The organism is Aminobacter sp. MSH1, from assembly GCF_003071665.1.
In the GTDB taxonomy this organism is placed as follows: Bacteria; Pseudomonadota; Alphaproteobacteria; order Rhizobiales; family Rhizobiaceae; genus Aminobacter; species Aminobacter niigataensis.
In genome coordinates this window covers 745615-759655 of the sequence record NZ_CP026265.1, presented here as the reverse complement: position 1 = coordinate 759655, position 14041 = coordinate 745615, and the positions used below count along the sequence as shown (strand labels likewise).

Annotated in this window: 10 protein-coding genes and 3 pseudogenes; 6 read left to right on the top strand and 7 right to left on the bottom strand. The window is 58.6% G+C overall.

The features are described 5' to 3' along the window. The 4 genes and pseudogenes from CO731_RS03635 to CO731_RS29205 form a co-directional block, all read left to right on the top strand. Complete coding sequence (locus CO731_RS03635; RefSeq protein ID WP_108605991.1) at positions 1–303, top strand: sarcosine oxidase subunit delta; 303 nt, start codon at positions 1–3, stop codon at positions 301–303. After that, positions 300–3299, top strand: a complete 3000-nt coding sequence (locus tag CO731_RS03630) for a sarcosine oxidase subunit alpha (RefSeq protein WP_108605990.1) — start codon at positions 300–302, stop codon at positions 3297–3299. Before CO731_RS03635 ends, CO731_RS03630 begins: the two co-directional genes overlap by 4 nt. A gap of 10 nt (positions 3300–3309) precedes the next feature. Next, on the top strand, positions 3310–3870 hold the full coding sequence (locus tag CO731_RS03625) for a sarcosine oxidase subunit gamma family protein (protein WP_108605989.1): 561 nt from the start codon (positions 3310–3312) through the stop codon (positions 3868–3870). Between the two features lie 298 nt (positions 3871–4168). After that, positions 4169–4521: pseudogene (locus CO731_RS29205) on the top strand (IS3 family transposase); the annotation flags it as partial. A 33-nt stretch (positions 4522–4554) separates the two neighbouring features. Here CO731_RS29205 and CO731_RS03615 read toward each other — a convergent pair. The 3 genes and pseudogenes from CO731_RS03615 to tnpB form a co-directional block, all read right to left on the bottom strand. Further along, the gene (locus CO731_RS03615) at positions 4555–4833 is read right to left on the bottom strand and encodes a hypothetical protein (RefSeq protein WP_108605987.1); all 279 of its coding nucleotides are present in this window, start codon (positions 4831–4833) and stop codon (positions 4555–4557) included. Continuing rightward, positions 4833–6453, bottom strand: a pseudogene (locus tag CO731_RS03610) (IS66 family transposase). Before CO731_RS03610 ends, CO731_RS03615 begins: the two are co-directional and overlap by 1 nt. A gap of 63 nt (positions 6454–6516) precedes the next feature. Continuing rightward, complete coding sequence (tnpB, locus tag CO731_RS03605; RefSeq protein ID WP_108605986.1) at positions 6517–6864, bottom strand: IS66 family insertion sequence element accessory protein TnpB; 348 nt, start codon at positions 6862–6864, stop codon at positions 6517–6519. A gap of 660 nt (positions 6865–7524) precedes the next feature. Between tnpB and CO731_RS03590 the strand changes: the two are divergent. Further along, positions 7525–7731, top strand: a pseudogene (locus CO731_RS03590) (IS110 family transposase); the annotation flags it as partial. Positions 7732–7946: 215 nt separating this feature from the next. Here the strand turns inward: CO731_RS03590 and CO731_RS03585 are convergent. Genes CO731_RS03585 through CO731_RS03570 form a run of 4 tightly spaced genes read right to left on the bottom strand, consistent with a single transcriptional unit; the run spans position 7947 to position 12873 of the window. Then, the gene (locus CO731_RS03585) at positions 7947–8957 is read right to left on the bottom strand and encodes an ABC transporter permease (protein WP_108605985.1); all 1011 of its coding nucleotides are present in this window, start codon (positions 8955–8957) and stop codon (positions 7947–7949) included. Position 8958: 1 nt separating this feature from the next. Next, on the bottom strand, positions 8959–10539 hold the full coding sequence (locus CO731_RS03580; RefSeq protein ID WP_108605984.1) for a sugar ABC transporter ATP-binding protein: 1581 nt from the start codon (positions 10537–10539) through the stop codon (positions 8959–8961). Further along, positions 10536–11651, bottom strand: a complete 1116-nt coding sequence (locus CO731_RS03575) for a substrate-binding domain-containing protein (RefSeq protein ID WP_108605983.1) — start codon at positions 11649–11651, stop codon at positions 10536–10538. The genes CO731_RS03580 and CO731_RS03575 overlap by 4 nt, the downstream gene beginning before the upstream one ends. 55 nt (positions 11652–11706) lie before the next feature. Next, positions 11707–12873, bottom strand: coding sequence for a Xaa-Pro peptidase family protein (locus tag CO731_RS03570; protein ID WP_159091551.1), 1167 nt, complete (start codon positions 12871–12873; stop codon positions 11707–11709). Positions 12874–13297: 424 nt separating this feature from the next. Between CO731_RS03570 and CO731_RS03565 the strand changes: the two genes are divergently transcribed. Further along, positions 13298–13987, top strand: coding sequence for a GntR family transcriptional regulator (locus tag CO731_RS03565; protein WP_108605981.1), 690 nt, complete (start codon positions 13298–13300; stop codon positions 13985–13987). Positions 13988–14041 lie beyond the last annotated feature (54 nt).

Sequence of the window (14041 nt, the reverse complement as noted above, 5' to 3'; positions counted from 1 at the left end):
ATGCTACTCATTCGCTGCCCCTATTGCGAGGCCGAGCGCCCGGAGCTCGAATTCTCCTATGCCGGCGAGGCGCATATCGCGCGCCCCGCCGATCCGTCGAAGCTGACTGACGATGAATGGAAGACGCATCTTTTCATTCGCAGCAATCCGCGCGGCACCCACTTCGAACGCTGGCGACACCAGCATGGCTGCGGGCGGTTCTTCAATGCCGTTCGCGACACCGTCAGCGACAAGTTCGCAATGACCTACAAGGCCGGGCTGCCACGCCCGACAGAGACCGAACTCGAGGAAGCACGGTCATGACCAGCTACCGCATCCCAGCAAAAGGCCGCGTCAACCAGCGCAAGCCGGTGCGCTTCACCTTCAACGGCGCAAGCTATGCCGGTTTCGAGGGCGACACGCTTGCCTCGGCGCTGCTTGCCAACGGCGTCCATCTGATTGGCCGTTCGTTCAAGTACCATCGCCCGCGCGGCTTCCTGTCGGCCGGCTCGGAAGAACCCAATGCGCTGGTCGGCACCGACCGGGGCCCGGGTCGCTTCGAGCCCAACACCCGCGCAACCGTGCTCGAGGCGTTCGACGGGCTGAACACCACCAGCCAGAACCACTGGCCGTCCCTGAAGCACGACATCGGCGCTGTCAACGACGCGCTCTACATGCTGTTTTCCGCCGGCTTCTACTACAAGACCTTCATGTGGCCGAAGTCGTTCTGGAACAAGGTCTACGAGCCCATCATCCGGGGCGCCGCCGGTCTCGGCAAGTCGCCGACCACGCCCGACCCCGACACCTATGCCAGCCGCTTCGCCCATTGCGATGTGCTGGTGGTCGGTTCCGGTCCGGCCGGACTTGCCGCAGCGCTCGACGCCGGCAAGAGCGGCGCCAAGGTGATCCTGGTCGACGAGCAGGCCGAGCTTGGCGGTTCGCTGCTGTCTGAAACGGACGCGGGCATCAACGGCCAGAGCGGCTGGCAGTGGCTCGAAGAGGCACGCAGCGCGCTGGCTGCGATGAACAATGTCACGGTGCTGACGCGCACCACGGCCATCGGCTACTATCACCAGAACCTTGTCGGCCTTTGCCAGCGTCTGACGGACCACCTTCCCAACCCGCCGGCGGATGCCCCGCGCGAGCGGCTGTGGAAGGTTCGCGCCAACCAGGTCGTTCTGGCCCAGGGCTCGATCGAAAAGCCGCTGGTGTTCGAAGGCAACGATCGCCCGGGTGTCATGCTTGCGGGCTCGGCGCGCAGCTATCTCAACCGCTACGGCGTCAAGGTCGGCAACCGTCCCGTCATCGTCACCTCGCACGATTCAGCCTGGCTCGCCGCATTCGACCTGGCAGAGGCAGGCGTCAAGGTGGCAGCCATCATCGACATCAGGCCTACCGTATCGAGTCATCTGATGGAACGCGCCGCGGCCCTCGGGGTCGAGGTGCTGTCCGGCTGGACCGTCACCGGCACCAGCGGCCGGCTGCGCGTCGCCTCCGTGTGCGCCAATCCGGTGAGCCGCAGCGGCGTTGTCGGGCCGGCGCGGACGATTGTGTGCGACGCGCTTTTGATGAGCGGCGGCTGGACGCCGAGCGTGCATCTGTTTTCGCACACCAAGGGCAAGCTCGACTGGAACGAGGAAGGGCAGATGTTCCTTCCTGGCGCCGCCACAGAGGAGAGCCGCTGCGCCGGCGCCGGCAACGGCGTGTTCAGCCTTGCGGCAGCACTTGCCGAGGGTGCCGCAGCCGGTGTGGCAGCAGCTTCAGACGCCGGGTTCGCGGCGAAAGCCGCGTCCTACAGGGTCGATGGCGAACTGGTGCTGACAGGTGCCAACAACCGCGAACTGCCGACCGACAAGAACACTTCGAAGGCCAAGGCCTTCGTCGATTTCCAGAACGACGTCACCGCCAAGGACATCCGGCTTGCGGTGCGTGAAGGCTTCAAGTCGATCGAGCACATCAAGCGCTACACCACCACCGGCATGGCGACCGACCAGGGCAAGACCTCCAACATCAACGGCCTCGCCATTGCCTCTGACGCGGTCAAGCGGCCAGCGCCGGCGGTCGGGCTCACCACCTTCCGCCCGCCCTATACGCCGACCACCTTCGGCGCCTTCGCCGGATACAATCGCGGCGAACTGTTCGAAGTGACCCGCAAGACGCCGATCGATGGCTGGGCCGAGCAGAACGGCGCGGAATTCGAACCGGTGTCGTTGTGGCGCCGCGCCTGGTACTTCCCGAAAAAGGGCGAGACCATGCATGCCGCCGTGGCGCGCGAATGCAAGGCAGTTCGCGAGTCCCTTGGCATGTTCGATGCCTCGACACTCGGCAAAATCGAGATCGTCGGGCCGGATGCCGCCGAATTCATGAACCGCATGTACACCAACTCCTGGACGAAGCTCGCGCCCGGTCGCCTGCGCTACGGCCTGATGCTTGGCGAGGATGGCTTCATCCGTGACGACGGCGTCATCGGCCGTCTGACCACCGACCGTTTCCATGTCACCACCACCACCGGCGGTGCGGCGCGCGTGCTGGGCATGATGGAGGATTATCTCCAGACCGAGTGGCCCGATCTCAAGGTCTGGCTGACCTCGACGACCGAGCAATGGGCGGTGATCGCGCTCAACGGCCCGAACGCGCGCAAGTTGATCGAGCCGCTGGTCGAAGGCATCGACCTTTCCGAAGAGGCGCTCCCGCACATGTCGGTTGCCGAGGGCAAGATCTGCGGCGTGCCGACCCGGCTGTTCCGGGTCAGCTTCACCGGAGAACTCGGCTACGAGATCAACGTGCCGGCGCGCTACGGCCGGGCGGTCTGGGAAGAGCTCCACCGGGCCGGCCAGAGATACAGCATCACCCCTTACGGAACCGAAACGATGCACGTTCTGCGCGCCGAGAAGGGCTACATTATCGTCGGACAGGACACCGACGGCACCGTGACGCCTGATGACGCCGGTCTCGGCTGGGCCATCGGCAAGGCCAAGCCCGACTTCGTCGGCAAGCGTTCGCTGATGCGGACAGACATGCTCAAAACCGATCGCAAGCAACTCGTCGGCCTGCTCACTTCCGATCCAAACACCGTGCTGGAGGAAGGTGCTCAGATCGTGCTCGATCCCAACCAGGCCTTGCCGATGAAAATGGTCGGCCACGTCACCTCGTCCTACTGGAGTGTCGCGCTCGGACGCTCGATTGCCATGGCGGTGATCGAAGGTGGCAAGGCGCGGGAAGGCGAGATCATCCATGTGCCGACGCCGGGGCGGACCCATACGGCCAAGGTTGTCGGAACGGTATTCTTCGACCCCGAAAACAAGCGCCTGAGCGCATAGGAGGACGGTCATGCTGCATGAACATCATCCGCTGATCGGCCGCGAGATTGCCGTTCGCAAGGTGACGCCGCTAAACATCCGCGTCGTCGCCGACGGAGCCCGCTTCGCCCTGAGGATAGATCCGGCACAAGCGGCGCAAGCTGCAAAGGCATTCGGTTCGCCATTGCCGGGTAAGATCGGCGACGTCACCTTTTCTAAAGGCAGGCTAGCCGTGCGCCTCGGGCCGGACGAGTGGCAACTGGTTGTCCCACTGGCCGAACAAGACGCAATCGAAACGGCCTTTGCCAAGCTCTATGCGACAGTGCCGCATAGCCTTGTTGATGTCAGCCATCGCGAGATCGGCATCGAGGTCGAGGGGGGCGGGGCCGTGTTGGCATTGCGCTCGGCCATTGCGTTCGACATCGAGGTGATGCCGGTCGGCACGGGCTGCAGGACCATCTTCGACAAGGCGCAGATCATCCTTGTCCGCGAAGCTGAAGACCGGTTCCGCATTGAGGTCTGGCGATCGTTTGCCGACCATGCCTGGGGTATTCTCCAGGCCGCCAGTCGCGAAATCGCTCTCGACATTTGAACTGTCCAAGGCAGCGATTGACGCAACTGGCGAGTTCGATCGTGAAGCGCAAAGACCTTCCACCTGCGATCATCCCGTCGTGTTCCGCTTCACTCGCTGCACGGGGCATCAGCATCGCTGCGTCCATCCTGAACGCGCGGCCGCCGCGAGGGCGGGCGGGGTGGTTGACCATGCCCGCACCGTCCTGGCCGTACTGACCGATCAGATTTATGTCGAAAACGGGAATAGCGCGTCTGAAACTCCGGATCGGCAGGAACACCTTGCTGTTCTATCCGCCGCCACGGTCCCGCTGCAACGCCACACTGCGCAACGCCCGGCCGAAACCCATGACGGTGTGGTCGTTGCCTTGCGCTTGAACGTGCGCTGGTGTTCGGACCACCTGGAGCTCCGTGCCCGTGACAGCCAGGTCGTGAGAGTCCTGTTTGTCATCGATGCCTGCGACCGCGAAATCATTGGCTGGCTTGCCGTCGCCAAGGCTGGGATCTCCGCTGAAATGGTCTGTGATCTGATGGTCACATCGGTCGAGCTCCGCAGCGCCTACATCGCCCGGCAGACCGCCCACACCGTAGCGGCCCTGGGGTTGACCTTGCTCTTTACCCCGGTTCGCAGCACCCAGAGCCACGGATGTCCGAGTCCTTCGTCAATACCCTCGTAACCGCCCGGTTGTTACCGCTGAGATTTCGCTTAGATGCGAGCGATGAGTTCACCGTCATCGATGAAGGCTTCGAGGAAGTCGTTCCATTCGTCGGCGGTGCGGCGAGCATTGGTCAGCATTTGCTCCAGCTCTTCAATTCCGTCGCGGGTGAGCGAAGTTATTGCCTCGTCCGGCCCGGTGTAGACGCTGCTGCTGCTGCCGTAGCTCAGGTTGTCATCGTTGCTGACGATCGCCTGAAGGAGTTCGGCATCTTCATCGAGCAATGTGGCGACGTAGTCGATGCTGAACACATGGGTCACGGTTGCCATCAGGCGGCCTCGGCGGAGATGGCGGTAACAGGCGACCAATTCCAGGGAAGCAGCTCATCGAGACGATTGATCTTGTGATCGTGGATGCGATCGAGCACGTCGGCCAGCCAGGCCTGCGGATCGATGCCGTTCAGCTTGCACGTCTCGATGATCGTCATGGCACGCGCCAAGGTCTCTGCCCCTGTGTCGGCACCGGCAAATAGCCAGTTCTTTCTTCCGATTCCAATCGGGCGCAGGGCTCGCTCGGCGGCGTTGTTGTCCATGGCGACGCGACCGTCTTCCAGGAACAGACAGAACGATTTCCAGCGACTCAGGCCATATCGGAAGGCTTTTGCCAGTTCACCTTTTCCCGGAATGCGGGTCAGTTGTGCTTCGGCCCAGACGCGGAATGCCTCGACCTTTGCTTTGCTGTGCTTTTGACGGGCGGCAAGGCGGATATCGGCAGGCTGGCCGGCAACATCGCGCTCGATGTCGTAGAGCCCACCGATACGGTCGAGAGCCTCGCGCGCGATCCCGGATTTGTTCGAGGTCCAGATATCATGGAAGTCGCGGCGCCAATGCGCCCAGCATGCCGCCGCCCAGAAGCGGGATGCTCCGTCCGCTCCAGGCTCATAAAGCTTCCCGTAGCCTTTGTAGCCATCGGCTTGAAGGATGCCGCTTGTCTGCCTGAGGTGATGATGGACGTGGTCATCTTTCCAGTCAGGGGCAAAATAATAGACCGCACCGGGCGGGGCAGCGCCCGCCCATGGACGTTGATCGCGGACATATGTCCAGTTCTGCCCTTCTTTACGCCTTTCCCCAGCCCCTTGTCTCGCAGCGAGCGATCCAGCACCCGGATCGGGGTGTCGTCGGCATGGAGAAGGTCACTGCCCATGATCACGGTTTCGATCCGCTCGATCAGCGGCTGGAGCATCCGCATGGCGCGGCCGCACCAATCGACCAGTGTGCTATCGGGAATGTCGGCACCCATGCGGGCGAAGATTTCGTTCAGACGATACAGTGGCAGGTGATCGTCGAACTTCGAGACCAGGATGTAGGCCAAAAGACCGGCACCCGCCATGCTGCCAGGGATCGGACGGCTGGGCGCGGGCAACTGCACCATCTTTTCGCAGCAGCGGCAGGATTTCTTCAACCGGGCGACCTCGATGACCTTCATCTGCGCGGCGATCATGTCGAGGATTTCACTAACGTCTTCGCCCACAAGACGCAGTTCACCGCCGCAAGCGGGGCAACAGGTGCCGGGATCGAGTTCCCTGCGCTCGCGAACTGACTTCCCCGATACGCGCGGACGACGGCGCATAATCCTTTCGGGCACGCTGGCCACAGGCGCAGCAGACGCTGCCTCATCGGCCTCATTGATTGGCCCGGCATTGCTTTCCGCCGCAGCGATCAACAGATCCTCCAGCGCCAGTTCCAGCTGCTGGATTTCCCGCTCGATCTTTTCCGAGGACTTGCCGAATGCCTGTTTCTTCAGCCTGGCAATGCGTAGCCGCAGGGTCTGGATCAACTGGTCATGCGCTGCAACGTCGCCGACATCTGCGCATTTTCCGCCTGCAAGGCGGCAATCATCGCCTTCAGCAAGGCCGGGTCGTCGGGAAGATTCTCGGCGGCGTTCGACATGAACCTGACTACCACAAGTCAGGTCGGTGAGCCATAAAAACCATTAGATTCAAAAGGATAAAATCATCCGACGCGAGCCGGCGGCGCACCCCAATCAGGGCGCCGCCAGTCAATTCCTTCCCATAACATCGCCATTTGCGCTGACGTCAGTCGGGCCGCCCCGTCGGCCGCCGACGGCCACGGAAAGCGGCCCTTCTGCAAGACCTTGTAATAAAGACAGAACCCCTGGCCATCAAAATAAAGAAGCTTCAAACGGTCACCACGCCTTCCCCGAAAGGCGAAGACCGCTCCTCCCGTCGGCTTCTGGCGCAACACATCCTGCGCCAGCGCCGCCAGGCCCTCGATTCCTTTGCGCATGTCCGTGATCCCGCAGGCAAGATAGACCCGAACGCCAGTCCCCGGTCCGATCATGCCGTCTCAACCGCCCGAACCAGCCGCGTCAGCACGACGGGATCAACCCCACTGTCAAAGCGAAGCCTCCGCCCGCAATTCAATTGCACCTCAATCGGCATCGTCGCAGCCGGCGCACGCTCGCCTGGCTCGGGAGCGGCAGCCATCTCGTGTGGCGCGGGCATCTCGATCGGCAGAAAGATCGTCGCCGGCGACAAGATCCTTTCTTCTTCAGCTCATGCCGCCACGCGTAGATTTGTTGGCGCGTAACCTCATGGCGCTGCGCAACCTGTGTCACCGTCGCCCCGTCAGCCCCAACCGACATGACGATCTCGAGCTTCTTATCATCACACCACCGACGCCGACGTTCCTGCCCAAGAATTTCGACACGCATCCCATTCCTCGCCTAAAACACGTCGCAAACGACGACGTTAAAGACGTGTCTTAGGACATCGACGCCTCATCCGGCAGGCGGCAACAACCGGGCGGTTACATACCCTCAAACGCGACCATGCCGTAACTCACATCTTGACCGACACCGACACCATCCGGCCTTGCTGCCTGGATGGTTCGAAGACTCCTGTGAATCCCATCCGCACTCAGGACTGAAGTTCAAATCGCCGCGCGAGTTCATCCGCCTCAGTGCCTAAACCCAACCGCCGTCTGTTCGGTCAAAACGGGGTGCGCTCCACCCACCTCTATGAAGCCGCCAATGTGATCCTGACGCGGCAGATTGGCTTCTCTATCCTGAAGGCCTGGGGCCTGCGGATCGCCAAGGGTGCCGGCGTCAGAAAGGCGAAGGTCGCGGTGGCGCGCAAGCTCGCCGTCATCCTCCACGCCATGTGGAAGATGAACGAGCCGTTCCGCCACGCCGCTGCTGCAGCCTGAGGACGAGCTATCGATTCCCCAATCAACTCCCAATTCCCAGACACGTCCTTGCCGGGACGCTGCGCGGATGAGGTAGCTCCCCCGCATGCGGTCCTATGGAACCGCGAACAACACTTCGTCCCGCCCGTTCCAACGCAAACATGCGGCAATCCTTGCGATCGAACCCCGGAGAGAACCCTGAGCCCGGCAGACGCTGCATCAGCGGAAAGAAAGGATCAGCTGAAGTCTTGCGGTTCGCGCTTGCGGACAAGCTGCGACAATGCCACCGCTATTACCAAGGCGCCGCCATAAAACAGATTTTGAACGAATGTCTGGATGCCGAGAATCGTAAGCCCGGTGATGCCCACCACCAAGAAATAGACTGCGAATAGCGAGCCCCAAGGATTAAAGCGTCCAGGAACAATACTAGTCGCACCCAAGAATGCGGCAGCAAAAGCGGGGAGCAAGAACGAACCGCCAGAGAGTGGATCGGCAGCCCCAATGGTCCCGGCATAGATGAGCGCGGCCACAGAACTCAGGAAGCCAGACGCGACAAGGCAGCCAAACCGTATCCGGTCCACCCGTATCCCGGACAGGCGTGCAACTTCTCGTCCACGGCCGACGAATAGAAGGCGGCGGCCGATCGTCGTGTAGTCGAACACGTACCATAAGATCGCGCACAAAAGCAGCGCATAGTAGAATGCGAGCGGGACCCCGAGAACACGTTTTACAATCACATAGTCGACAAGGGACGGCGAGAGCCCGCTAATGGTCATTGAACCGCTGATCCAGAGAACAATTCCGCTGAGAAATGTACCTGTTCCCAAGGTGACAATCAGGGAAGGAATTCGAAAATAAAGGATAAACGAAGCATTCACACAACCAGTGATGATGCCGACGCCGAGAGAAATCGGCACGACGGCTGCGAGCGGCCATCCCATTTGCGCGTTGAGCACGGCTAGAACCATCGCCGACAATGTCAAATTCGCAGCTACCGACAGATCGAAATCACCTGCGGTCAACGGTATGATCAGAGCAAGCGTAAGCACGACAAGAACAGCTTGAGAGCCGAGCATCGTGGAAATGTTAGTCCAGGAGAGAAATGACTCCGGCCTCAGATAGCCAAAGATCGCGATCAGAACGACTATTCCTATGACCAGCGCGGAAGCCTCCAGAAATTTGAAGACGCTGCGATTCCCCGTGTCGGCGGTCATATCGGCGTCGTTTCGTGCCGTTTTATCGGTCATTTTATTCCCCTCCGGTCGGAATGCTTAGGCTGGCACTTCTCAGGCACTGTTCGGTGATAGAATCTTTTGAGATCTCATTTCCTTTGAGCTCGCAGACGATTTTGCCTCGCGTGAAAATCAGAACGCGGTCACAAATCTGGGCAAGCTGCTCCGCATCGGTGCTCGCGCACAGAACCGACGTGCCCTCGGACGATGCAGCATGAAGAGCTTCATAGATTTTCTGCCGGGCACCGACATCAACCCCCTGTGTCGGCTCGTCCAACATCAGAAGCAAAGGCTTCAGTTGCAGCCATTTGGCCAGCAGCACCTTCTGTTGATTGCCACCGCTCAGTGACTGTAACCTGAATTCTGGTCGGTTCGGCCGAACCTCGTAAACAATATTCTGTTTGTCGGCCCAGCGATGGATGGCCCTCCAGTTCAGAAATCCTCCCGACCAAAAGCGTTGCAGAACCGGAACGGTCATGTTTTCCGCGACCGAGAGCGCCCCCACCCCTGCCCGTGCCAGACGGTCCGAAGGCAAAAGGGCCAGTCCCATATCCATCGCAGTGTTGGGCGCTAGCCTGGCAACCTCGTACTCAACGCCGCCGATATTGATTGCGCCCGCAGAAACAGGGTCCGCGCCAAACAGCAAATATGGGATCTCGTCGAAACCTGATCCAATCAGCCCGGTCAAGCCGACGATTTCGCCTTTACGGAGTTCTATTGAAGCATCCTTGACGATCGCTCCGCTCAGTCCTTTCACAGTGACCTCAGCAGGCCGATCCGAGAGATCGCGATGCTCGGTCTGGAACACCTTCACTCGTCGACCCATAATTAATTCGACGATTTCGTCGTGCGCGGCATGTTTACTTTCGACGGTGCCGGCAACAACACCGTCGCGTAGTATGGTCGCGCGGTCCGTAATTTCCGTGATTTCGTCAATGTCATGCGAAACAAAGATCACGCTCGATCCTTGCTCGACGATTGAGCGGACTAACGCGAAGAGCTGTTTCACACCAGAGCGCGGAAGGAAAGGCGTCGGCTCGTCGAGAATCATGATTCCCTTACCGCCGGAAGCTGTCTGTTGGAGGCTGTCGAATGCCCTGACGATGGCTACCATCGCCCGCTCCACCTGGCCCAGATCCGCAAGCCGCGCCTCGGGATTGATCGCAAGTCCGAAACGCTCGAAAAGCTCGCGCGCCCGGCGGCGCTCCGAGGACCAATTGATAAGCCAGCGCGACTGCGTGGCGAAGGTGGAGAGGCGCAGGTTCTCCAATACGGAAAGGCTGGGTATCAGGCCGAGATGTTGATGGACAAAAGCAATACCCAGCCGAGTTGGATCGGCCGGAGACATCGGAAGCGAAACCGGATTGCCGTTTACCGAGATAGTGGCGCCAGCCTCAGGATTGTGAAACCCTGCCAGAATCTTTATCAGCGTCGATTTTCCAGAACCGTTATGACCCAGAAGTCCGTGCACCTCGCCAGAAGCGATATCCAGCGAAACGTTATTCAGTGCCAGCGCCCCTCCGAACCGCTTAGACAATTGGCGAATGGAAAGCGCCGGGATTTCGCCCGGCGCCTGAATTTTCGCGACTGTTATCATTCCAAGCCCCAGAGCTTTTGATAGCCGGTCAGGTATGAGTCACCGTAACCTTGGTCGAACGCGGCGGGGTCACCTGCACTCTCAACATTGCTCTTGTCGAAAACATAGAACGGCACATACAGCTCGTCTTTCGTCTCCAAGCCGCACAGCTTACGCATGCTGCTATCAAGAATGGAGCGGGCAATCCACCCGATGCTTTCGCCGATATCCATCTCGACATTTCCCGCCCGTATCGCGTCCAATACAAACGGAGTTCCGTTGAACGTCGCGATTTTCACCTGTTCTGACTTACCCGTTATCCTTATCGCGGGGATGACGAACTGAGCCGCGCTGTCGTAGATGGGAACGACGTAGTTGATAGTTGGATCGGCAATTAAGGCAGACTGGACGCTCGGCTGCACTTTGGTCGCCCACTCAGGAATGGGCGCATTCACGTAAGAGTACTTACAGCCTTCGCCGCACTGGTCGAGCTTGTCAGTGATACCTTTGACGAAGGCCGAAGTCGGAACAACCTCGTCAGACCCAATAATCAGCGCGTTTACCTTTCCGTCGGTCTGAGAAACCATCCAGTCGACAAGAAGCTCGCCGGCCAAGTGATAACGGACGTTGAGAGAAAGTTCCGAGGACGGATCGGGGGTTTGCAAGGTATCGTACATGTGAGCGGTATAGACGCCGACACCAGCCTTTTTGGCTTCAGCGATCTGCGGTCCGAGAACGGCAGGATTGACGCCACCGATCAGAACGGCCGCATCAAATTTGTTGTTTGCCGCATGCTCTATTCCTTGGGCCCACTGAGTCGGGCGCCCTTGGTTCTCCCACTCCACCACCTCGAAGCCGACCGTCTTGGCAACTTCGACCATCGATTGCACGATATTCTTGTTGAACGGATTGGCGCTGGAAACAGGCATGGCCATGATCTTCTTGCCGGCCATGCATTGCTTGGCATTGAATGGCTCTCCTGGCGCTTCAAAAGTCGGCAGCTGCCGATGACGTTCAACGTTGGCTCTGGCCGCGTCGATATCGGGATTTGCCAACGATACACTCGCCCCTCCCAACACCCAACCCGCAAGCGCCATCAAAGCAACCACGCTCACTCTTGGCACTATTTTCATGTCTTTCCTCCCATTAAATTTAATTTAGATCTTTGACTGCCCTCATCTGTTCCGTTCAGCGCTCAGAAAGCTTTTCGCAGAATCCAAAGCGTGTAAGCGTTTCGTGCCCTTCGGCGGTGACGAGCACCATCTCCTCGTTGCGGATTGGGCCGACTGCAGGGTCGAAAATCCCAGGCTCGAAGGCGATGATCATTCCTTCGCGAAGCTCGCGCTCCGGCCCCATGGTGGATCCGATGAGCGGCTGCTCGATTGGCCCGATACCAACGCCAACGCCATGGCCCGTAATGTAGCCGTGCCAGTGCTTTTCGAGACCGGCTTTGACCACAATGTCACGAACCGCGTCCTGGATAATTTGAGGGTCAATCCCAGGCTTCACCAGACTAACTGCAGTCTGAAGGCACTCGAGTTGCACCTGAAACACCTTGCGCTGCGCGGAACTGGGCTGGCCGACTGCAAATGTGCGAGCAAAATCACCGACATATCCATTGTAGCCGATATTGATGTCGATAAGGGCAACCTCGCCGTAACGAAGCCTTTTGTCCGTCGCCATACGGCGAAGGGCATCGGTGGTCACTTGAGGATGTGTAATGAGGGCGTCTGCCCCGGCCTCCAGCATCGCTCGCGCCATTTCCGCTGCGATCGTGCTTTCCCGAACACCCTCTTTAATCGTTTCCCGGGCCGCGAGCATCCCGATTTCGGCAAGCTGAGCAGCACCCCGGATAACCTTGATCTCTTCCGAATCCTTGATCAATCGGGCTCGGCCGAGCGTCTTGTTGGCATCGACCATTTCAAGACCGGGGTACTTTTTGCTCAAACCAAAGAGTACCGCGGGCGACGTCACATCATCGTAGCCTAGGCGGCCCGTCGAAAAACTTCTGTCGGAGAATAATCCGCTGACGTTGGCAATTGTTTCGTCACTATCATACGGCCACACACGCAAATCATCGATCCACGGCATGCTTCTCTTGACCAATTCATAGTCGCCACCCTCAGTCAGGAGGCAAATGTGACCTGTATCGAACAGGACTGCGGCGTATCTAGGATAGTAGATCAGACTGGTGAATGGCCTCATGCATGTGAGGAACCGCAAGTTCTCAATTCTCTGAACAATCAGGGCGCCTATGCCCTCTTCCTTCATCGCCTTAATTGCGCTTTGAACGCGTGCCGCGCGTATGCGCTGCCAGTCCACGCGTTCTTCCCAATCCACTCCAATATCACTCAACGGTGGCTTCCTTTTCGTACCGCGCAGATACGCTGGTCAAAGACTAGGGAAGCCCGACCAGTCCTCCGCTCAATTTGTGGATCTTTCCAATAATCTACACCGATAAATAGACAATCGAATCGCCATATTGTCAATTATTAAATTTTTCATTCGACGACAATCGTCCCGGCGTACAACGGCTAAGCGACGAACCCAGGCTCGATCAGGATGGTCGAGCTGGAATCTGGCAGCATCGATTGAGGAGATGGTAGAGGATAGCTGGACACCGGATTAGCCCAGCTATTATATACATATGAGTGATTGACGCATTTGGCAGGGCTTGCGTTGCGTTCAAGTGCTGAACCGAAAGCTCGAGTACACAATATCGAGCGTTGATTATTTCTTATAGAATAATCAACAATAAACGAAGTTGGAGTCATTTTTTATGTCAGAGGGAAGGAACAATGCGCAGCATGTTTGTGACGCATTGACCAACGCTATCGTCGAACAGGCGCTTGCGCCTGAGACCAAGCTGCCAGAAGAACTAATCTGTAATCAGTTTGGCGTCAGCCGGCACGTGGTCAGGACAGCTTTTCAAATGCTCTCCGCCGACGGACTGGTTGATATCCGTCAGAACAAAGGAGCAACGGTAGCGAAGCCCAGCTTCGAACATGGTATGGATGTTCTTCGTATCCGGATGGAGCTTGAGGATGTAGTCATACGTTATCTCGCAGGAAACATCAGTAAGACGCAAGCCGCAGAACTCCGCGATTCAGTAAAACGCGAGCATGAGTATCTTAATAAAGACCATGCATTATACATGAGGTACGCCTGCGCGTTCCATCGCTCACTTGTCAGGATGACTAATAGCAACATTCTAATAAAATATTTGGAGCCACTCCTTTCGCAAAGCTCTTTAGTATTGTATCTTTACGGTCGACCCAATTGGACCAAATGCAATGCCGATGAACATCTGGAGATAATTGACTCTCTGGAGGCCGGAGAAGAAACTAAGGCCGCCGGATTGATGAAACACCACCTTGAAGCAATGTTTCAGAGAGCCTTTGCTGACGCCGCGAAAGACGAGACGACCTCCTTGATCGACGTGCTGGCCAAGTACTCAGAGTCCTTTTGAAAATGGCTTCAGTGAGCAATTCGCCTGACGAGGAGCGATCCGAGGGCAATGTTG